General features: G+C 68.9%; 22 protein-coding genes. 9 read left to right on the top strand and 13 right to left on the bottom strand.

What is annotated here, in order from left to right; genetic code table 11:
- The first annotated feature begins 30 nt into the window (after window positions 1-30).
- Window positions 31-726 (top strand): RDD family protein, encoded by a 696-nt coding sequence (locus tag ABZX85_RS26480; RefSeq protein ID WP_355873323.1) that lies wholly within the window; start codon window positions 31-33, stop codon window positions 724-726.
- A 104-nt stretch (window positions 727-830) separates the two neighbouring features.
- Here the strand turns inward: ABZX85_RS26480 and ABZX85_RS26475 are convergent, their stop codons facing one another.
- Complete coding sequence (locus tag ABZX85_RS26475; RefSeq protein ID WP_355873321.1) at window positions 831-1,082, bottom strand: hypothetical protein; 252 nt, start codon at window positions 1,080-1,082, stop codon at window positions 831-833.
- Between the two features lie 365 nt (window positions 1,083-1,447).
- Here ABZX85_RS26475 and ABZX85_RS26470 point away from each other — a divergent pair, with 365 nt between their 5' ends.
- A complete protein-coding gene (locus ABZX85_RS26470) occupies window positions 1,448-3,790 on the top strand; it encodes an immune inhibitor A domain-containing protein (RefSeq protein WP_355873318.1) in 2,343 nt (780 codons plus the stop codon).
- A gap of 145 nt (window positions 3,791-3,935) precedes the next feature.
- On the top strand, window positions 3,936-4,244 hold the full coding sequence (locus tag ABZX85_RS26465; RefSeq protein ID WP_355873316.1) for a hypothetical protein: 309 nt from the start codon (window positions 3,936-3,938) through the stop codon (window positions 4,242-4,244).
- A 7-nt stretch (window positions 4,245-4,251) separates the two neighbouring features.
- Here the strand turns inward: ABZX85_RS26465 and ABZX85_RS26460 are convergent, their stop codons facing one another.
- The 5 genes from ABZX85_RS26460 to ABZX85_RS26440 form a co-directional block, all read right to left on the bottom strand.
- A complete protein-coding gene (locus ABZX85_RS26460) occupies window positions 4,252-4,443 on the bottom strand; it encodes a ferredoxin (RefSeq protein WP_355873313.1) in 192 nt (63 codons plus the stop codon).
- A 93-nt stretch (window positions 4,444-4,536) separates the two neighbouring features.
- Window positions 4,537-5,766: a cytochrome P450 gene (locus ABZX85_RS26455; protein WP_355873310.1), complete on the bottom strand. Its 1,230-nt coding sequence runs from the start codon at window positions 5,764-5,766 to the stop codon at window positions 4,537-4,539.
- 208 nt (window positions 5,767-5,974) lie between these two features.
- Entirely contained in the window at window positions 5,975-7,174 is a 1,200-nt protein-coding gene (locus ABZX85_RS26450; RefSeq protein WP_355873307.1) for an FAD-dependent oxidoreductase, read from the bottom strand.
- A 155-nt stretch (window positions 7,175-7,329) separates the two neighbouring features.
- Window positions 7,330-7,524, bottom strand: coding sequence for a hypothetical protein (locus ABZX85_RS26445; protein WP_355873304.1), 195 nt, complete (start codon window positions 7,522-7,524; stop codon window positions 7,330-7,332).
- Window positions 7,525-7,942: 418 nt separating this feature from the next.
- Window positions 7,943-8,350, bottom strand: a complete 408-nt coding sequence (locus ABZX85_RS26440; RefSeq protein ID WP_355873301.1) for an ATP-binding protein — start codon at window positions 8,348-8,350, stop codon at window positions 7,943-7,945.
- Between the two features lie 180 nt (window positions 8,351-8,530).
- Between ABZX85_RS26440 and ABZX85_RS26435 the strand changes: the two genes are divergently transcribed.
- Together ABZX85_RS26435 and ABZX85_RS26430 are read left to right on the top strand one after the other, a co-directional pair.
- Window positions 8,531-9,418: a helix-turn-helix transcriptional regulator gene (locus tag ABZX85_RS26435; RefSeq protein ID WP_355873298.1), complete on the top strand. Its 888-nt coding sequence runs from the start codon at window positions 8,531-8,533 to the stop codon at window positions 9,416-9,418.
- Window positions 9,419-9,420: 2 nt separating this feature from the next.
- A complete protein-coding gene (locus ABZX85_RS26430; RefSeq protein WP_355873296.1) occupies window positions 9,421-9,633 on the top strand; it encodes a DUF397 domain-containing protein in 213 nt (70 codons plus the stop codon).
- A gap of 193 nt (window positions 9,634-9,826) precedes the next feature.
- Here the strand turns inward: ABZX85_RS26430 and ABZX85_RS26425 are convergent, their stop codons facing one another.
- The 7 genes from ABZX85_RS26425 to ABZX85_RS26395 form a co-directional block, all read right to left on the bottom strand.
- Window positions 9,827-10,411: a DinB family protein gene (locus ABZX85_RS26425; RefSeq protein ID WP_355873293.1), complete on the bottom strand. Its 585-nt coding sequence runs from the start codon at window positions 10,409-10,411 to the stop codon at window positions 9,827-9,829.
- Between the two features lie 170 nt (window positions 10,412-10,581).
- Window positions 10,582-11,913, bottom strand: a complete 1,332-nt coding sequence (gene mycP, locus ABZX85_RS26420) for a type VII secretion-associated serine protease mycosin (RefSeq protein ID WP_355873291.1) — start codon at window positions 11,911-11,913, stop codon at window positions 10,582-10,584.
- 31 nt (window positions 11,914-11,944) lie between these two features.
- Entirely contained in the window at window positions 11,945-13,564 is a 1,620-nt protein-coding gene (locus ABZX85_RS26415) for a translation initiation factor IF-2 (protein ID WP_355873288.1), read from the bottom strand.
- A 97-nt stretch (window positions 13,565-13,661) separates the two neighbouring features.
- Complete coding sequence (locus ABZX85_RS26410) at window positions 13,662-14,312, bottom strand: dihydrofolate reductase family protein (protein WP_355873285.1); 651 nt, start codon at window positions 14,310-14,312, stop codon at window positions 13,662-13,664.
- A 100-nt stretch (window positions 14,313-14,412) separates the two neighbouring features.
- Window positions 14,413-14,619, bottom strand: coding sequence for a cold-shock protein (locus ABZX85_RS26405; protein ID WP_355873282.1), 207 nt, complete (start codon window positions 14,617-14,619; stop codon window positions 14,413-14,415).
- A 447-nt stretch (window positions 14,620-15,066) separates the two neighbouring features.
- The gene (locus ABZX85_RS26400) at window positions 15,067-15,654 is read right to left on the bottom strand and encodes a nicotinamidase (protein ID WP_355873280.1); all 588 of its coding nucleotides are present in this window, start codon (window positions 15,652-15,654) and stop codon (window positions 15,067-15,069) included.
- 117 nt (window positions 15,655-15,771) lie between these two features.
- Window positions 15,772-17,118 (bottom strand): nicotinate phosphoribosyltransferase, encoded by a 1,347-nt coding sequence (locus tag ABZX85_RS26395; protein WP_355873277.1) that lies wholly within the window; start codon window positions 17,116-17,118, stop codon window positions 15,772-15,774.
- Window positions 17,119-17,174: 56 nt separating this feature from the next.
- On the opposite strand from ABZX85_RS26395, the gene clpS reads away from it, so the two are divergent.
- The 4 genes from clpS to ABZX85_RS26375 all read left to right on the top strand — a co-directional run bounded on the left by clpS (window position 17,175) and on the right by ABZX85_RS26375 (window position 20,507).
- Complete coding sequence (gene clpS / locus ABZX85_RS26390; protein ID WP_355873275.1) at window positions 17,175-17,492, top strand: ATP-dependent Clp protease adapter ClpS; 318 nt, start codon at window positions 17,175-17,177, stop codon at window positions 17,490-17,492.
- A 66-nt stretch (window positions 17,493-17,558) separates the two neighbouring features.
- Window positions 17,559-18,155 carry a DUF2017 domain-containing protein gene (locus tag ABZX85_RS26385; RefSeq protein WP_355873272.1) on the top strand — a complete coding sequence of 199 codons (597 nt, stop codon included), beginning with the start codon at window positions 17,559-17,561 and terminating at the stop codon, window positions 18,153-18,155.
- A gap of 365 nt (window positions 18,156-18,520) precedes the next feature.
- Complete coding sequence (locus ABZX85_RS26380; protein WP_355873270.1) at window positions 18,521-19,963, top strand: amino acid permease; 1,443 nt, start codon at window positions 18,521-18,523, stop codon at window positions 19,961-19,963.
- Between the two features lie 121 nt (window positions 19,964-20,084).
- Entirely contained in the window at window positions 20,085-20,507 is a 423-nt protein-coding gene (locus ABZX85_RS26375) for a M67 family metallopeptidase (protein ID WP_355873268.1), read from the top strand.
- Window positions 20,508-20,522 lie beyond the last annotated feature (15 nt).

Here is a 20,522-nt window from a genome sequence, read left to right as displayed (position 1 = left end):
GAGCCGGGCGCTTCGCGGTGCACTCGGGCCATGACCTCCGAACCGCCACCCGGCTCCGGCGGACAGCCACCGGAAGACGACCCGTTCAGGAAGCAGCCCCCGGCAGGCGGCGGCGACCCCTACGGGAGCCCGTACGGGAACCAGCAGCCCCCCTCGGGGGACCCGTACGGCTCCCCCTACGGGAACCAGCCCCCGCCCTACGGGCAGCCCCCCTACCAGGGCGGCCCCTACGGGAACGACCCGTACGGCGGCGCCCCCCACGGCAACGACCCCCTCTCAGGTATGCCCCCGCTCGCCCCGAGCGGCAAGCGCACCCTCGCGAGGATCGTCGACATGATCCTGGTCGGCGTGGTCGTCGCCCTGCTCACCTGGGCGCTGCGGGTCAACGAGTACGACGTGAGCGGCGACGACGTGAACTACGGCAGGTCGCTGTGGCAGTCGCTCGTCGCCGCGGTGCTCTACATGGCGTACGACACCGTCCTGACCGCCCGCACCGGCCAGACCCTCGGCAAGAAGTGGCTCGGCATGCGGGTCGCGAACCTGGACAACGGCTCGACCCCCTCGATGCAGACGTCGCTCGCGAGGGCGGCGGTCCTGTGGATTCCGTTCGCGTTCTGCTGCGCCTGCGTGTGGACCGCGATCTCCGGCGGCTGGAGCTACTTCGACAAGCCCTACAAACAGGGCCTGCACGACAAGGCGGCGAAGACGGTCGTCGTGAGCGTCTGAGGCCACGGGCGCCAACTGCCGCCCCGTACAGCACAGTAGAGGGCCCGAGTGTCTCGACTCGGGCCCTCTACTGTGCTGTACGGAGGAACTGCCGTACGGAAGATCTAGGGTGCCACCGGCTCCTTCGCCGGTCGTTCGGCCGCGGAGCGGGCCACCACCGGAGAGGCGGTCCGTGCCGTGCGGGAGGCCCTGGCCGGTACCGTCAGGGCGACGAGCAGGCCGAGGGCGAGGGCCGCGACGGCGATCACCGCGACACCTGGACCCGAACTGGTCTCTGACAGCAGCAGCATGGCCAGCGTCGAAAGAATGACGGTGCAAGTACCGTACGTGAGCTGTGCGACAGTCGGACGAGGCATGGCAATCGTGTCCTCGGATGCGGGGGAGATCTCGACTCTATTCGCGTGCATGCCCGAGCGGAACGGAAGGTAAGCGTGACCTGACCCACGGGCCCGGAGCACAGGGGGCGCACGGAGTCATGGCCACAGGTCGCGAGGCCGGGGCGCGCGCCCGCGTTGTGAAGTTCATGTGTCCGCAATGCGAACGCCAGCTCCCAATAGTGCACGTTCCATGGTCGAGTCAAGGTCTGTCTTTTCTTCTCAACCAGTAGTCAAATGACGGCACTTGGCTAACACGCGTATCCCCGTGCGCAGATCCGGCATGTCCTATGTCATGCCCATGTCACCCCCTGCACGGAGCGGGCGCGTGCAGGGGAGGACAAGAAGTGACCAGTAGATCCTGGACGTTCAGAACGGCCGCCATCACCGTCGCCCTCGCGGCGGCCTCGGCCACGTTCTCGACGTTCGCCGTGGCTCAGGCGGCCGACAACGGCCCTGCGGCGGCCCCGGCGGTGGACCGGCACGACCCGCAGCCGGTCGCGAACAAGGAACACGACTTCGACGGCCCGCTCAGCAAGACACAGGCGGCGCAGCGCGAAGAGGCCCTGAAGCAGGTCATATCCGGCGAGGCGGCGGTCAAGAACCGCGACGGCTCGAAGGTCGTGCAGCTGAAGGGCAAGAAGGGCGACAGCAAGTACGTCGAGCTGGGCCGCGAGAAGACCGACAAGATCTTCACGATTCTCGTCGAGTTCGGCGACCAGACCGACCCCCGCTACGGCGGCACCCCCGGTCCGCTGCACAACCAGATCGCCCAGCCGGACCGCGCGGTCGACAACTCGACCGCCTGGCAGGCCGATTACAACCGCGAGCACTTCCAGGACCTGTACTTCGGCAACGGCAACGCCTCCGTGAAGAAGTACTACGAGAAGCAGTCCTCGGGCCGCTACTCGGTCGACGGCACCGTGCAGGACTGGGTCAAGGTCCCCTACAACGAGGCCCGTTACGGCTCGAACCTCGCACCGCAGGGCGCCTGGTACGCAGTTCAGGACGGCGTCAACGCGTGGGTCGCCGGCCAGAAGGCCGCCGGGGTCTCCGACGCGGTCATCAAGTCGACGCTCGCCGAGTACGACCAGTGGGACCGCTACGACTTCGATGGCGACGGGAACTTCAACGAACCCGACGGCTACATCGACCACTTCCAGATCGTGCACGCCGGCGAGGACGAGTCCGCGGGCGGCGGCGCGCAGGGCACCGACGCGATCTGGGCGCACCGCTGGTACGCCTTCTCCACCGACGAGGGCGTCACCGGTCCCGCGAACAACAAGCTCGGCGGTACCCAGATCGGCGACACCGGCGTCTGGGTCGGCGACTACACCATCCAGCCGGAGAACGGCGGACTCGGCGTCTACGCCCACGAGTACGGCCACGACCTCGGCCTGCCCGACCTGTACGACACCGCGGGCGGCGAAAACTCCACCGGCTTCTGGACGTTGATGTCGTCCGGCTCCTGGCTCGGCACCGGCAAGACCCAGATCGGCGACCTCCCCGGCGACATGAACGCCTGGGACAAGCTCCAACTGGGCTGGCTGGACTACGAGGTGGCGAAGGCGGGCGTCAAGTCGACGCACAAGCTCGGAGTTGCCGAGTACAACACGAAGAACCCGCAGGCCGTCGTCGTCCAACTCCCGGAGAAGGAGGTCTCGACGGAGATCGTGCCTCCCGCCCAGGGCGCGACGCAGTGGTGGAGCGGCAGCGGTGACGACCTGCGCAACACCCTGACCCGCTCGGTCGACCTGACCGGCAAGTCCTCGGCCGCCCTGGCCCTGGACGCCTGGTGGGACATCGAGAAGGACTTCGACTACGCGTACGTCGAGGTCTCCACGGACGGCGGCGCGAGCTACACCCCGGTCGACGGCACCCTCGCCGACGGCACCGCGATCCCGCGTGACGGCAGCGGCCGTCCGGCGCTGACCGGCTCGGTCGACGCCCACCAGAAGCTGACCTTCTCGCTCGACGCGTACGCCGGCAAGCAGATCTCGCTGCGCTTCCGCTACCAGACGGACGGCGGCGTCGCCCTCAAGGGCTTCACCGCGGACGAGATCAAGGTCACCGCGGACGGCGCGACGGTCTTCTCCGACGACGTGGAGAGCGCGGACGCCGCGTGGACCGCGAACGGGTTCTCCCGGGTCGGCGCGGCCATCAAGGACACCTACGCGCAGTACTACATCGCCGAGAACCGCCAGTACGTGTCGTACGACAAGACCCTCAAGGTCGGCCCGTACAACTTCGGGTTCACGAACACCCGTCCCGACTGGGTCGAGCACTACCCGTACCAGAACGGTCTGCTCATCTGGAAGTGGGACACCTCGCAGCGGGACAACAACACCAGCGCCCACCCGGGCACCGGTCTGGTCCTTCCGGTGGACGCCCACTCCGCCCCGCTGAAGTGGTCCGACGGCACCCTGATGCGTAACCGCATCCAGGCGTTCGACTCCACCTTCAGCTGGTACCCGACGGACCGGATCACCCTCCACAAGGCGGGTGTCCCGACGACGATCAAGGCCCGTCCCGGTGTCCCGGTCTTCGACGACGGCAAGTCGAGCTACTACGACGAGTCGAGCCCCTTCGCGGGTGTCAAGGTCACTGACACCAACACCTCGATCAAGATCGTCAACGAGCCGCTGAGCGGTCAGACGGTCACCCTGAAGGTTGGTCCCTCGACCAAGTAGTCAGCATTTCCGCAGGTCAGAAGCGTATCGGCGGCAACCCCCTGGCGGGTTGCCGCCGATCGTGTTTAGGTGCCTCCTGTGCACGCCTTATTGACACCGACGCTGACGCCGACCTCGGCGCCGACCCGTACGGGGGTATGACCGCATGGCCACAGGAGGCTTCTCGAAGCTGCCCGGCGGCACCGTCGTGGTGGCTCTGAACCTGCCCAGCCCGGCCGCCGCGGACGCTGTCGTGCGGGTTCTCGTCCACGCCACGAACCGGGCACGCGCCCTCACGCGCCTGCGCAACAACGGACTGCGCGCGGTGTACCTGAGAGGTAATACCGCACCCCCTACGCCGGACGAGATCACGGCCGTGCTCCACCACCCCGACGGGCTGATATGGCGGACCGACGGGTCGATGGAGCTGTGGCATCCGATCAAGGCGCTGCGGCGGGCGACCGCGGTGAGGTAGTAACCGGTTACGCCGTGAGACGGATGGCGGCGGCCGGGCAGACGGCGGCGGCTTCCCGCACGGCGTCGTGGTGCTCCGGGTCCGGGGCCTCGGTGAGGAGGACGACGATGCCGTCGTCGTCCTGGTCGAAGACCTCACCGGCCTGGACGGTGCACAGACCGCTTGCGCAGCACAGCTCTTCGTCGACGGTGATCTTCATGTCGGTGGCTCCTTGGTACTACGGGTCGTACTACGGGGTGGGGTGGGGTGGGGGTCGTGGGTCGGGGGGATCAGCGCGTCGGCCGTGCGCGGTTCACCAGGTGACCCACAGCTCGTCCAGCCCGGTGGCGACCACGCCGGTGCGGATGCTGAGCGCCGCCGGATCGTCACGCAGCCGCAGCTCCGGCAGCCGCCGTACGAAGCTGGCGAGGACGACCTGGAGCTCGACCCGGGCGAGGGTCTGGCCGACGCAGAAACGCGGGCCCGCGCTGAACGCGAGGTGCTGCTGGGCGTTGGCCCGGCGGGCGTCGAAGCGGTCGGCGTCGGGGAACTTGCGCTCGTCGCGGTCGGCCGCGCTGAGGTTCACGAACAGGGTCGTCCCGGCCGCCACCGGCTCCCCGCCGACCTCGATGTCCTCCGTGATGAACCGCGGAATCCCGAGGCCCCCCACGGGGTCGAGCCGCAGCGACTCCTCGACTGCTCCGGGCACCAGCGAGGGGTCGTCCACGATCGCCTCGTACAGCGCGCGGTCCGCGAGGAGCAGGGCCGTCATCTTGGCGATCATGTTCGAGGTGGTCTCGTGGCCGGCCAGCAACAGGCCCACAACCGTTTGCACAAGCTCCGCGTGGCTGAGCCGGCCGTCCTCGCTGTCCGAGATCTGCGTCAGCTCGCTGATCAGGTCGCCCTGCGGGTCCGCCCGCTTCTCCTCGACCAGCGCCGAGGCGTACTCCCGGAACTCCCGCAGCGCCTCGTCCACCTCGGCCTGCGTGTACTTCGTCGTCGTCATCATGACCTCGGACCAGTGCGAGAACCGGTCCTGGTCGCTCGCGGGGGCGCCGACCAGCGCGCAGATGACCCTTACGGGCAGGGGCAGCGCGAACTCCGTCCGCAGGTCCACGGGGCCGCCCTTGGCGAGCATGTCGTCGAGCAGCTCGTCCGTCATCTCCTGGATGCGGGGGCGCCACAGCTCCATCTTCTTGACCGTGAACGCCGAGGTCAGCAGGCGCCGGTAGCGGCGGTGGCCCTCGCCCATCATCTCGGACGTCGTCTCGTTCTCCCGGCTGTAGAGGCCGCCGTCCTCGGTGTTCGAGGTCTTCGCGGCGCCGGGTTTGTCGAGGCGGCGGTTGAAGCGGGGGTCGGAGAGGACGGCGCGGGCGTCGTCGTACCCGGTGACCAGGCCGACGACGTCCCCGCTGGCCATCCGGACGTGGGCCACGGGGCACCCCTGACGGGCCTCGGCCCACTCGGGGGGCGGCTGGAGGGCCTGGGGCTGGTCGAAGGGGTAGGAGGGGGCAGTGGGGGAGTGGTCGTCGGTGGTGGTCATGGGGGGGCTCCTTGAGGTGGGGGAGGAGGGGGTGGGGGTGGGGGTATTACGGGTATTACGGGGTGGGGTGTGCGGGTCGTACTGGTCGTACGGGGTGTGCGGGAGATGGGGGTACTACGGGGCGTACGGGTATGAGGCCCCGTAGTACTTCCGGTGCCCGGCGTCTGGCTGCCGGTGTCCGGTGTCGGTGGCGTCCGGTGTGGCCGGGTCAGGCGGACGACGGGCGTACCGCGTCGTCCCACCCTGCCGAGACGGCGATGGACTGTCTCCACTGCCGGATCGCCTTGGGCGGCATGCCGACGCCGAGCGCGCCGACGAGGCGGTTGCCCTTGCGGTAGGCGGCGATGAAGCGGCGGTCCGCGAGGGAGCCGTCCGCCACGGCGACCTCGTCGTGCTCGCGGAGGTGACCGAACGCCTGCACCTTCATGTCGTACTGGTCCGACCAGAAGTACGGCACCGGCGCGAACGGCTTGGGGGCGTCGGGGGAGAGGAGGTTGCGGGCGGCGGCCATGCCCTGCTCGGCGGCGTTCGTCCGGTGCTCGATGCGCATCGGCGTGCCGAAGAGGGGGTTGTGCCAGCGGGCGACGTCACCGGCGGCGTAGACGCCGGGCGCGGCGGCGCAGTACTCGTCGCACACCACGCCGGAGTCCAGCGTCAGCCCGCTCCCGGCCAGCCACTCCGTGTTGGGCACCGACCCGATCGCGACGAGGACGTCGTCCGCCTCGATCTCCGTCCCGTCGGCGAGCCGTACCCCTCCCTCGCGGGTCTCGGTCACGGAGACCCCGCAGCGCAGGTCCACCCCGTGCTCGCGGTGGGCCTCGGTCAGCACGCGGCCGACGTCCTCGCCGACGGCATGCGCGAGCGGTACGGCGGCGGGCTCCAGCATGATCACTTCCACGCCGAGCTTCCGGGCGACGGCGGCGACCTCCGCGCCGAGGAATCCGGCGCCGACGACGATGAGGCGCCGGCCGCGGGTGAGGCGGGCCTGGAGGCGGAGGGCGTCGTCCAGGGTGCGCAGCACGTGCGGGGTGCCGGTGCCGGTGCCGGTGCCGGTGTCGGCGCTGGCGCTGGCGAGCCTTCTCGGCCGGACGCCGGTCGCGATGACGAGTCCGTCGTACGGGAGGGTCGTCCCGTCCCTCAGAAGTACTACCCGGTTGATCGTGTCCAGCGCGGTCGCCGGGGTGCCCAGCCGCAGTTCTACGCCCCCTAGTTCCTCAGAGGTACGCAGCCTCACCCGCTCCGGTGGCCACTCGCCCGCGAGCACCTGCTTCGACAGGGGTGGCCGGTCGTACGGGTCGTACGGTTCATCCCCGACCAGCGTGATCGTCCCCTCGTAGCCTTCCCGGCGCAGCGTCTCCGCGGCGGCGAGCCCGGCGGCCGAGGCGCCGACGATCAGGGCGCGGTTCATGGGCGTCTCCTGCTTCTCGTGTGGGGTCGAGACTCAGCGCGTCATCTACTTGCTTTACTTACGCAATCAGATTGAGGTTGCGTAAGTCAAGTAAACCGGTGGGGGTCGTGTGGAGATACCGGGAGCCGTTGTTCATCCCCGCGTCAGGGGGCGGGTCACCCCTCCGGAAATGCCCTCACCGCGTCGCTCGCCGCGCGGTACTCCTCCCTCAGGTGACGGGCCTCCTCGCAGTCCACACCCTGTATGCGACACGTGCCCTTGCAGGAGGCGGCGTGGACGAGCCAGTCGCGGTAGAGGTTCGCCGCGCGGGTGTGCGGGGGGTCCTCGGGGGGTTCGGGGGATGTCGTCACCGTGGGGTCCCCTGTCGTTCCGGGGCGCCTCACCGGGGGGTGGGGTGGGGCGCCGGGGGTGTGCGGTTGTCCTGTTTCACGGATGGTGGGGGTAATGCGTTCAAATGGGAGGGGTTGTAGGGAGGAGTGACCGAGGGTGAGGAGGGGGGAGACGTAGGGGTCGTGGACGTACGGGGTGGTGCGGGTACTACGGGTACGGCCGTGCCGCCGCTCCTGTCGGCGGCGTCGGTACGAAAGCAGTGCTGCGAGCAGGCGTCCCATGGCGTACGGCTCCGGAGTGGTCGTCGGGGCGTTCGTGACGCCGACACCCCGGGCGGGGCGGACCGCCCGAGGTGCCGACGGAGGCTCGACCGGCCGAGCGGGGGGTGACCGGGAACCTCTGCCTGCGGCGCGTTGACGGGGGGCCGCGCGGCAGGTCCTACGTGAGCGTCTTCTCGGCCCACACCGTCTTGCCGATGACCTCGCCGACGACTCCCCAGGAGGTGGCGAGCGAGTCGATGAGCGCGAGTCCGCGTCCGCCCTCGTCGTCCGCGTCGGCCTTGCAAGGTTGCGGCATCCGGTCGCTCTGCGTGTCCCGCACCTCGACGCGAAAGAGGTCGCCGTCCCGGGCGATACCGAGCCGAACCTGACGCCCCGTCGTGCCGGGCACGCGGCCGTGGGTGACGGCGTTGGTGACCAACTCGTCGACGACGAGGACGAGTTCGTCGGTGAAGGTGTCGTCCACGGGGATGCCGCAGGTGAGGAGGAATTTGCGGCAGTCGGTTCGGGCGCGGGTGGCGGCGAGTTTGGTGGTGGGGTAGTGGAAGGTGGCGAACGTTTCGGACATGGCTGACGTCCCTTCGGGCGGCACGGCACCGAGTGAGTGATGCAAGGTTGTAGCTTGATGGTTGGGTTGCACAAGCCAGTAGAGGAAGTTCGCCCGTTCGAGTGGTAGGTGAGTTGTATGGTGTGTGAGCGCTCCGGCGTCTGCTATCGCTGGTCAGACCTGGAAAGGGGGGCGTGAGCCATGGCGACGAACCGGATGAAGCAGCCGACCGCGCGACAGGTCCGTTTGGGGTCCATCCTTCGCGGTCTGAGGGAAGGCGGCAGGAAGGGCAGCCAGGCCGTCATCTGCCGTGAACTCGGCTGGCCCGAATCCAAGTTGAGCCGCATCGAGTCCGGCCAGCTCGGAATCAGCGAGAGCGACCTGCAACTTCTGCTCGACCGTTACGACGTCAAGGACCGGAGCCTGCGCGGCTACGTCGTCGACCTGCGGCGGCGAGGGAACGTCCGGGGGTGGGAGACGGACATCCGCTCGGTCGTGAGCCCTCTGTACGCCGACTTCATCGGCTACGAGTCGGACGCGGCGGAGATGTACAACGCCGAGACGATGCTGATTCCCGGGCTGTTGCAGACACGCGAGTACGGCGCGGCCATCCTCGACCAGCAGTTCCCCAACATGGCCGAGGACCAGCGCCGAGAGCGACTTGAGATCCGGGACAAGCGGCGTGAGGTGTTCGACCGCCCTCGCCCCTTGGTCTTCTGGGGTGTCATCTCGGAGTCGGTGTTCCGACATGTCATCGGCGGCCCCGAGGTCATGGCCGGCCAGCTCGAACAGCTACTGAGTCTGGCCAAGGACTACCCCGGCACGATCAACATCCACGTACTGCCGGAGGAATCACCGTCGCACGGGGCCTTGTTCGGACCGTTCGTCATCCTCTCGTTCCCCCAGCGCTGGGAGCCCGACGTCGTCTACCTGGAGGGCCTCTTCAGCACCAGGTTCCTGGAGGAGACCGAGCAAGTGCAGGAATACAGCAGGCTGTTCAGGCACTTGATGATGGCAGACTCGCTCCGAGGGCCGGAGTCGCTGAAGCTGATCGAGCGTCACCTCGATGATTACCGCAAGGATGGCTAGGAATGTCGCAGTACAGCATCGCTGACGCATCCACGATCGATGTCGCATGGCAGAAGGCGTCGGCATCGGGAGGCGACGGCAACTGCGTCGAACTCGCCCCGTACGACGGCCTCATAGCCGTCCGCGACAGCAAGTCCCCCCACGGCCCCGCCATCCTCTACCCCCACCCCGCCCTCACCACCCTCCTCACCGCCCTCAAAACCGGCACCCTCTGAGGCGCGGACGGACCAGGGCTGTGGAACCGTCCGCAGCCCACCCCTCCGCCAACTCCCCCTCTCCCCACGACTCGAAGAACCTCCCCCACCGGAGGGCCACCCGGCACCCCCCGTCCGAATCCGCGCGCCGGAATACACGCGGCGACGGACCAGCCAACTCCCCTACCCCTTGCCCCCTCTACCCCCTGCCCCCCTACCCTCTGACCGCCGCAGCCGCCCTCGCAGCCCGCTCGACCCTCGCGCAGTGATCCGCCCGCGCCCCCTCATCGACCCGCCCCTCATACTCGGCGCGCAACCCGGTCCGCCCGTCGAGCCCCTCCCGCAGAATGTCCGCGTGCCCGGCATGCCGGATGGACTCGCCGAGGACATGGAGCATGACGGCGAACAGGTTCGTGTCGGCATGAGGCTCCGGCCACCACGGCACATGGCCGACCGCGTCAAGAGGAAGCGCGTCGATCGTCGCGTCCGAGTGTTCCCACGTACGCCGGTAGAACCCGACGATCTGCTCACGGGTCTCGTCCTCGGTCGCCCACTGATCGCCGCCGTCGGACTCCTGCCACCTGCACAGCGGTTCCGGAGAAGGCCGCCCGAAGACCTCACCGAAGTACCGGGCCTCGACAGTTGCCACATGCTTGACCAGACCGAGCAGATTGGTCCCCGTCACCGTCAGCGGCCGACGCACGTCATACTCGGCCAACCCGTCAAGCTTCCAGAGCAACGCCTCACGATCCCGCCGCAGCCTCCCATGCAGACTGCCCTTCGCGAACTCATCGATCATGCGCCCCGAGCCTGCCACGCCCCGCCCCCGACCTCAAGATCCCGCACACGCCGCCCTCCGGGGCCCGGCCATGGCAGCCGTCCCGACCCGCCACGAGCTTCCTGCTCGGCCGATTCCGCCGAGCCGAACTGCCCTTGGAAAGGGTTCCTCTTGGGCGCCCGAGAAGAGAGTCAGGGGGCTTCGGGGTGGTGGTGTTGGTTCGGGGGTGGGGGGATGTGGCCGGGCATGGTGGGGGGTGGGCCGAAGCCTTGTGGTGTGGTTGCCGGGTGGGGCTGTTGTTGTGGGGTGGTTGCGGTGCGTCGTTTTCGTACGACGGCTGTTGTGGCGAGGGCGGCTGCTGCGAGGGCGGCTGTGCCGAGGCCGATGCCGAGCCAGGGGGTTGTGCTGTTGTCGTTCTTGGGGGTGGCGGCGGCCTTCGCTGGCTCACTCGCCTTCGCGGAGGGTGTGGGGGAGGCGGAGTTCGCGGCTTCGGCGAGGTCGGGGAGGGGGTAGACGTCGGCGGGGCCGGGGTCGCCGGGGTTCTGGAGGGCGATGCGGGGGCGGACGATGCCGTAGCCGATGGCGTCGTTGCGTTTGGCGCCGTCGGTGGGGCCGCCGATGGTGTTGAGCATGACGCGGAGGATCTGGTTGTTGGTCCAGGTGGGGTGGGCGGACCAGATGAGGGCGGCGCTGGCGGAGGCGAGGGCGGTGGCGTCGCTGGTGCCGGTGGTGGTGCAGAGACCGGTTTTGCCGCCGCAGGCGTGGACCATGTCCTCGCCGGGGGCGGCCATGTCGACCTGGGGGCCGTACTGGGAGAAGTCGGTTCGGTGCAGGTCCTTGCCGACCGCTGCGACACCGACGACTCCGGGGGTGGCCGCCGGGTGCATCGGCAAGTTGCCCTTCTGCGCGTCGTTGCCGACGCCGGCGAAGATCAACGAACCCTTCTTCAAGGCGTACTTGACCGCATCGACCACTTCCGGTGTGTCGCCTTGGACGGCCTGGGAGATGTTGATGACCCTCGCGTCATGATCGGCGGCGTAACGGATCGCGGGAGCCAGCGCTTCGTTGAAGACCTTTTCCCCTTCGGCCAAGTTGGCTGCCACGCCACTTTTGGGCAGGCGGATCGGCAGGATCTTGGCTCCAGGGGCGAGACCGAAGGAACCCCGGCCACCACCGTTTGCGCCCGTCGCCGCGATGATCCCAGCCATGCCGGTTCCGTGACCGTCGTAGTCCGTGTGCTCGTCGCCCGACTGGTCCGTGGCGTAGTCCTTGCCCGGGAGAACGCGTCCGACGAGGTCGGGGTTGGCAGGATCTACGCCCGTGTCGATGACCGCGACGGTGACGCCCGTGCCGGTACTGGTCTTCCACATGCCCTCGGCCTGCATCCGGTCGAGGTACCACTGCTCCTGGCGGATTGTCTCAGCGCTGACCGCAGGCGTCGCGGCAGCGGTGGTCAGCAGCAGGCCGAGCAGCGTCGCCGCCGCGACACGACGGACCTCGCGTCGAGTACTACCGCTACCCATGGACTTCGTTCTCCCTCATCCCGGACACACGTCAGTCGACGACCGGCGGCACGGTGGGCCGCTGATTTCGCCGCCAGGTTTCCTCGTCCTCGGTCACACCGTACGGCCGGTTGCTGCCGGCCCTCGTGTGCGGGCCGGGAGTCGACTGGGGCGAACGTGACGCCGAACCCGCCGCCGCGCCCTGGCCCTCGCCGGAGCGGGCCGGGACGGTCGTACCACCCGTGATCGCACTCCGTGGCCCCGTCCCGGCCGCGGAACCCGACCCGATCGCCCCGGAACCCGGCACACGCCCGCCCGAACGCCCCGACTGCTGAGCCGAGTTGCCTCCTACGACGCCGGAGCCGGACACCGGACGCCCACCGACGACACCACCCGCCGGAGACACCGGACGAACACCCGAGGACGCACCCGCCGCCCGGCCGACGGGGTTCGCCATGCCAGGGGTCTGGCCCATCGGCCCCATCGGACCGCGCACGGGCGTACCTTCCCCGCCCACGACCATCCCGCGCGGGATGGCCCCGGTGGGCCAGCCCTCGGACGGCAGAACCGGACGGCCACCGATGATGCCGCTGCCACCACCCGGGACGCCCGGGACGCCGGGGGTGCGGCCGAAGACCGTACCCGGACCCTGACCGACCGGAGACAGGGGAACCCTGCCCACACCGGACGCACGCCCCTGCGGCGCCGGACTGCTGACCGGGAGGACCTGCCCACCACCGAACAACGGGGGAACAGGACCCGCCCCCTTCACCGCACCCGGATCGACCGGCACACGCGGAGCCTCCACCGGAGGAGTCTGCGTCGGAAAGGTGCCGACCGAATCGATACCCGTACGCACCGGAGACAAGGTCTCACCCGAGACACGCGGCTGGACCACGGGAGTGTCGGAGACACGCCCCGCAGGAGAAGCGACAGCCGAACTGCCTCCTCCGGACAGGCGACCGGGTTCAGCCGTGGATGAGATGCCTGAGAGGCCACCCAGGTTGGTCTTGTCAGCAGTGCTGACATCAACCTTTCCGACGTCATCAGGAAGGAACGCTTTCGGCGGCGGCGGAAGTTTCGGCCGCTCCAACGCATTCAACTGCGCAGCCGACCACGAATACGACTGCGCCAGCTTCGTCATCTGCGACGCCGCCTCCAACCGCACCTTCTCCCGATCCGCAGCCAACGCCGCAAGCTCAGCAGAGGACTTGGACGCGATGCCCGCAGCATCAGGATCATTACGGGCCGAGTCGGCGGCAGCGAGGTTCGCCGTAGCCGAGGGAAGATCACGGGGAATCGAGGACTGCGCCAGCGAGATCGCATCGGACGCCTGAGACAGCCACGTCCCCGACTCCTGGCTGAAGTCACTCAGCCGAAGCGTCGCGTTCGCCAGGTCCGAAGCCCACGTACGGAACGCGTCAGCCCCGTCCCCCTTCCACGCCACCCACTGCGGACGGACCCTCAACTCCTCCGCGATGCTCAGGATCTCCGCCGCGGCCGACACGAGGCGCGTCGCGGCGCTCGACACCACACCCGAGTTCGCCTGATCCAGCCACGCCAGCATCTGCTCGTGACTCATCCCGTCGAAGAACGTCCCGCCCGAACTCTCCGCGTCACGCACCGGTTCCCCCTCCCGTCGCACCGACCCGCCGACGAACGACTCGTTCATCGTATGGGTAGCTACTCAGGGTGACTCTATCGGTGCTCCCGTGAGACATGCCTTTCGGTTTCCGAACTCTTCCGGGCGGGCGAGGGGGCGGCTCGGTTCACTTCCGCCAGAACAGGTGGTGCGCCACCCCGCTGGGGCTCGGTACGACCTCCAGGTGGAAGCGGTCGAGAAGGTCGTCCGGGGAGTCCCACAGGCGCAGCCCCGTGCCCAACTCGAAGGGGGAGACGGCGATATGGAGGGTGTCGACGAGGTCGGCGTCGAGGAACTGGCGGACCGTGGAGACACCGCCGCCGATGCGGACGTCCTTGCCCTGGGCGGCCTTCTTCGCCTCCGCGAGGATCTCCGCCGGGGTGCCGTCGACGAAGTGGAACGTCGTGTCCGAGAGGGTGAGGGAGGGGCGTTGGTGGTGGGTCATCACGAACACCGGTGTGTGGAAGGGGGGTTCGTCGCCCCACCAGCCCTGCCACTCCTCGTGATCGGCCCAAGGCCCGCGCTGGGGGCCGAACTTGTTGCGGCCCATGATCTCGGCGCCGATGTTGTGCGCGAAGTCCCGGGTGAGGTAGTCGTCCAGGCCCCGGGTGCCGCCGGGCTCCGTGCGGTTCGGCCAACTTGCCGTCGCACCGGCCCAGGCGAAGAGTCGCCCGGGGTCCACCGCGTCACCGAAAGGGTGTTCGAGCGACTGGTTCTCGCTCGCACCGACCCCGTCGCTGGAGACGTTGAAGTTCTGGACCTTCACCAACTGGGTCATGGGTTCCTCCTGTGCCGACGGCCACGACGATGACACAGATGGGACTCGCCGGGCGGCGAAAACTCATCGGTCGGCACAGGGGGGCCCGTACGGAGGAGGGTCAGACCCCGCGTACGTCAGCGGCCTGCGGACCCCGCTGGCCCTGCGTCGTCTCGAACTCGACCCGCTGGTTCTCCTCCAGGTTCCGGAAGCCCGTCCCCACGATCGCGGAGTAGTGCACGAAGACGTCCGAGCCGCCGTCGTCCGGAGAGATGAACCCGAACCCCTTCTCCCCGTTGAACCACTTGACGGTCCCCTGCTGCGGCATCTCCGGCCCCTTCCTGATCATGCGGATGACATGCGAGCCGATCCTGCCCCGCCACACCACACGAGAAACCGAACGGGCCGGGTCGGAGCAACGGGCTGATGGGGGAGGGGACTTGAGGGGCGGGTACGGGAAATCGCGGGTGGGGTGCGGGACATGGCCGAGGGTGCACGGCGGACGGCCGAGGGCGGGTGGGGACCGCCCGGCTGACGGCCCGGCCGAACTTCCCTCTGGCGTAAGGGGATTGCCTCGATGGCGCACACGCCTCGTCCGACGCCGGCCCATACGGTCCCACAAGGCCGACAGGGCCGACAGGGCCGACAGCGCCGACAAGACGCACACGGCCCCACCACCTGGCGACGCCCTACGCCGCCCCCTCACCCGCCGGCGGCCTCACCCAGACCGCCCCCCGCCGTCCCCCACACCCCGCCCGCCCCGCTCACCCCTCCCTCAAACCACCGGCTTCCCCGACAACTCCACCCCCGCCCCCCGCAACTCTTCCAGCGCCCGCTCGGTCGTCTCCTTCGCCACCCCGGCCGTCAGATCCAGCAGCACCTGCGTACGGAACCCCTCCCGGGCGGAGTCCAGCGCGGTCGCCCGCACGCAGTGGTCCGTTGCGATGCCGACGACGTCGACCTCCTCGATGCCCCGCTCGCGCAGCCACTCCGCGAGGGGTACCCCGTTCTCGTCGGCCCCCTCGAACCCGCTGTACGCGGCCGAGTACGTCCCCTTGTCGAAGACGGCGTCGATCGCGCCGGAGGCGACGGCGGGGGCGAAGTTGGGGTGGAAACCGACCCCTTCGGTGCCGGCGACGCAGTGCGCGGGCCAGGAGTGGACGAAGTCGGGGTCGTCGGCGAAGTGGCCGCCGGGGGCGATGTGGTGGTCGCGGGTGGCGACGACGTGCCGGTAGCCGGTGCCGGCGGCCTGCCCGACGAGTTCGGTGATCGCGGCGGCGACGTCCGCGCCGCCCGCGACCGCGAGGCTGCCCCCCTCGCAGAAGTCGTTCTGCACGTCTACGACGATCAGTGCGCGGCGCATGGTCGGTGTCCTTCGGTCACGGGAAATCGGTTACGGAGGTACCTCGGTACTACGGGTACTACGGGAGTACCGAGGTATTACGGGAAGTACCTCGGCGTGCGGGGGCGGCACACCGGCCTAACTACCCGACCTCCCCACGAGGTACTCCGTCGGAAGAACCGGTTCCCCTCGGGAGAGCTGCGTGGCCGACAGCGGCAGCTTCGCCCGGACGGCGATGTGCCTCTCACGTACTACGTCCAGCGGCTCACGGGCGACGACCTCACCGCCCTTCACCAGCTCCACGAGAAGCTGGTGATCGGCGAGTTCGGTGGGCACGGGCCCGGTCCCGACGACCTCGGCCTCGGCGATCCCGTAGGGGTCGAGGCGGCGGGCGGCCCACTTCCGTCCCCCGAGCGAGGTCTTCCCCCCGGAGGACTTCTTGGCCACGGGCACCAGGGGCGCCTTCGGATCGGCCGACTCCGCGCGGGCGACCAGTTTGTAGACCATCGAGCAGGTGGGGTGCCCCGACCCCGTGACGAGCTGGGTGCCGACGCCGTACGCGTCCACCGGAGCCGCCGCGAGCGACGCGATGGCGTACTCGTCGAGATCGGAGGTGACGATGATCCGCGTATCCGTCGCGCCCAGGGCGTCCAGTTGCTGTCGTACGCGATGGGCCACGAGGAGCAGGTCGCCCGAGTCGATGCGGACGGCGCCGAGCTCGGGTCCGGCTACCTCCACGGCGGTACGGACGGCCTCGGCGACGTCGTACGTGTCGACGAGGAGGGTCGTACCCCGGCCGAGGGAGTCGATCTGGGCGCGGAAGGCGTCGCGCTCGGTGTCGTGCAGCAGGGTGAAGGCGTGGGCGCTGGTGCCGACGGTCGGGATGCCGTACCGGAAACCGGCGGCGAGGTCGGAGGTGGTGGCGAAACCGCCGACGTACGCGGCGCGGGCGGCGGCGACGGCGGCCAGCTCGTGCGTACGGCGCGCGCCCATCTCGATCAGCGGGCGCTCGCCCGCCGCCGAGGACATCCGGGACGCGGCGGCGGCGATCGCGGAGTCGTGGTTGAGGATGGAGAGGATCACCGTCTCCAGCAGCACGCACTCCGCGAACGAGCCCTCGACCCGTAGTACCGGAGAGCCAGGGAAGTACACCTGACCCTCGGGGTACCCCCAGATGTCCCCGGAGAAGCGATACGCCGCCAGCCAGTCCAGCGTCTCGTCGTCGACGATGCTCCGCTCCCGCAGGAAGCCGATCACCCCGGCGTCGAAACGGAAGTTCTCGACCGCGTCCAGCACCCGGCCGGTACCGGCGACGACGCCGTAGCGGCGGCCTTCCGGGAGGCGCCGGGTGAAGACCTCGAACACGCTGCGCCGTTCGGCGGTACCCGCCTTCAGGGCGGCCCGCAGCATCGTCAGTTCGTACTGGTCGGTGAAGAGCGCCGTGGACGGGACGTCGACCGGCAGCCCAAGGTCCGCAGGGTTCATGCAGCGGATCGTACTCCCATTTCGTCAGTGTGACGATTTCTGGGTCGCGTGGCAGCATGGGGCGTGTGACGTCACCCGCTCCCGCAGAGATCGAACGCACCGAGACGGTGGAGGAGGTCTTCGCCGTGGCGGAGCCCGACGTCCCCTGGATCACGATCGTGCACAACGACCCGGTCAACCTCATGAGCTACGTCGCGTACGTCTTCCAGACGTACTTCGGCTACAGCAAGGACAAGGCCACCAAGCTCATGCTCGACGTCCATCACAAGGGCCGCGCGGTCGTCTCCAACGGCACCCGCGAGGAGATGGAGCGGGACGTGCAGGCGATGCACGGGTACGGGCTGTGGGCGACGCTCCAGCAGGACCGCAAGTAGTGACTCTCCGGAGGTAGCCCCTCCGAGGTAGTACCCCTGTCCCCGCCAGCTCTGCGAAAAGACCTCATGCCAGGCATCTTCGAACCGCTCCCCGGCGGCGGCGCGGCCGTCGCGCTCGACGACGTCGAGATCTCGATCATCCGCTCGCTGGCGGTCCAGCTCCTGGAGCTGATCGGCCCCGGGCCCGCCGAGGACGCCTCCGCCGACCCGCTCGCCGAACTCTTCGCCGAGGGCCCGAGCGAACCGCCGTCCGACCCGGTGCTGCTGCGCCTCTTCCCGGACGCCTACACCGATCCCGAGGCGACCCCCCGTCAGAAGGACGAACAGCGGGCGCACTCCGCGGAGTTCCGCCGTTTCACCGAGAACGACCTGCGGGCCGGCAAGCGTGCGAACGCCCTCGCGGTGATCCGCTCCCTGGACGAGCTGGACTCCGAAGGCGTCGGCGGCGCCGTCCTCCAGCTGTCGACCGACGACTCCCGCACCTGGCTCGGCGCCCTCAACGACCTGCGCCTCGCGATCGGCTCCCGCCTCGACATCACCGCCGAGGACGACACCGACGTCCTCTACCACCTCCCGGACGACGACCCCCGTAAGCCCATGGTCATGGCATACCTGTGGCTCGGAGGTCTCCAGGAGACCCTCGTCGGCACCCTGATGCCCTGATCCTTCGCCGTTTGCACTTGCTCAGACGGCGCTCAAATCGGGATAACGATCCCGTCACCGGTTCAGCCGGTTTTGGCTGGCCGATGAGCTGTTCGTCCGCTTCTTCCTGTGTGGTGCGCCACATCTCGCCCGGGCAATTGATATTGCAGTCGTGATAAATCTTCACGACCGCCCGGCGAGAGCACCATCCGTATGCGCCGCCGGGTGCGCCACCGAGCCGGTCGATCGCCGGCCAGGCAAGGGCACTCCCAGGTACCCCAGAGGTATCCCCTAGGGGGCCCGCTCCAGCAGTTCCGGGGGGATCGCAACCCGATCCGTGGTCGACGAGAGGCCCGGATCGGCATGGAGAAAGGCGCACCACACACATGACCTCCGCTCAGGTCGACACAGAGAACGGCGGCACGGACAAAGCACCCGAGGAGGGCTACGAGCGCGGGCTCGGCAGCCGGCAGGTGCAGATGATCGCCATCGGCGGCGCCATCGGCGTCGGCCTCTTCCTCGGCGCCGGGGCCAACATCGCCAAGGCCGGCCCCAGCCTCATCCTGATGTACGCCCTCGCCGGTGTGATCATCTTCTTCATCATGCGGGCACTGGGCGAGCTGCTGCTCTACCGCCCCGTCTCGGGCTCCTTCGCGGAGTACTCCCGGGAGTTCCTCGGCCCGTTCTTCGGCTACCTCACCGCCTGGACGTACTGGCTGATGTGGGTGGTCACCGGCATGGCCGAGCTGACCGCCGCCGCGATCTACGTCAACTACTGGTTCCCCGGCATCCCCCAATGGGTGACGGCGCTGGTGTTCCTGGTGATCCTCTTCGGCGTCAACCTGATCTCCGTGAAGCTCTTCGGCGAGCTGGAGTTCTGGTTCTCGATGGTCAAGGTCACCGCCCTGATCGGCATGATCGTCATCGGCCTCGGCGTGATCACCTTCGGGTTCAGCAGCGCGGGCGACACCGCCGCCGTCTCCAACCTCTGGGCCTTCGACGGCTTCTTCCCCAAGGGCGTCGGCTCCTCCCTGATGACCCTCCAGGGCGTCATGTTCGCCTACCTCGCCGTCGAGCTGGTCGGCGTCACCGCGGGCGAGTCCGAGAACCCCGAGAAGACCCTGCCCAAGGCGATCAACACGCTGCCCTGGCGGATCGCGCTGTTCTACGTCGGCGCGCTCACCGTGATCCTCTGCATCGTCAAGTGGACCGAGTTCCAGCCCGGGGTCTCGCCGTTCGTCGAGGCGTTCGCGAAGATCGGCATCCCGGCGGGCGCCGCCATCGTCAACTTCGTGGTCCTCACGGCCGCCCTGTCCTCCTGCAACTCGGGTATGTACTCCACGGGTCGCATGCTGCGTAACCTCGCGGAGAACGGCGAGGCCCCGGCCGTCTTCAAGAAGCTGTCGTCCACCAAGACCCCGGCCTTCGGCATCACCGTCTCCGTCCTCTTCATGGGCATCGGCGTCGTCCTCAACTACGTCGTCCCGGAGAAGGCGTTCGGGTACGTCACCTCCGTCGCGACCGCCGCCGGCATCTGGACCTGGCTGATGATCCTGATCAGCCATGTCCTGTACCGCCGGGCCGTGGACGCGGGCCGCCTGCCCGCCTCCTCGTTCCCGGCCCCGGGCGGCTCGGTGTGCAGCTGGATCGCCATCGTCTTCCTGCTGTTCGTGACGGGGATCATCGCGTACGACGCCGACGCGCGGATCTGCCTGCTCGTGATGGCCGGCTGGGTCGCCGCGCTGGCCGTCGGCTGGGCCGTCCTGAAGAAGGCGAGCCCCGAGGTCACCCGGCGCGACGGCCGGGAGGCGTACGACAAGGTGGGGTGACCCCCAGGCGGGGTAACCCTCAGGTGGGGTAACCCCCAGGTCGTACGCCTCAAGGGGCCCCGTAGTACCACCCCTCGGTACTACGGGGCCTCTATCCGTCCCGCTGCTTATCCTGGCGACCATGCTGACCATCACCCAGGCCCTGCACGACGAGATCGTCGCCCACGCCCGCAAGGACCACCCCGACGAGGCGTGCGGAGTCGTCGCGGGCCCGGCGGGCTCGGACCGCCCGGAGCGGTTCATCCCGATGCTGAACGCCGCGATGTCGCAGACGTTCTACGAGTTCGACTCCGGCGACCTGCTGAAGCTGTACCGCGAGATGGACGACCGCGACGAGGAACCCGTCGTCATCTACCACTCCCACACCGCCACCGAGGCGTACCCCTCCCGCACGGACGTCTCCTACGCGGGCGAACCCGGCGCCCACTACGTCCTCGTCTCCACCGCCGACACCGACGGCAACGGGCCTTTCCAGTTCCGCTCGTTCCGCATCGTCGACGGCGAGATCACCGAGGAGGACGTCACGGTCGTCGCGGCATACTGACTCCGTACGGCCCGA

Origin of the sequence: Streptomyces sp. NPDC004539, from assembly GCF_040610055.1 — a bacterium.
Lineage (GTDB): Bacteria > Actinomycetota > Actinomycetes > Streptomycetales > Streptomycetaceae > Streptomyces.
Note: the sequence above shows the minus strand (reverse complement) of the source record. Positions and strands in the feature narration are given on the sequence as shown.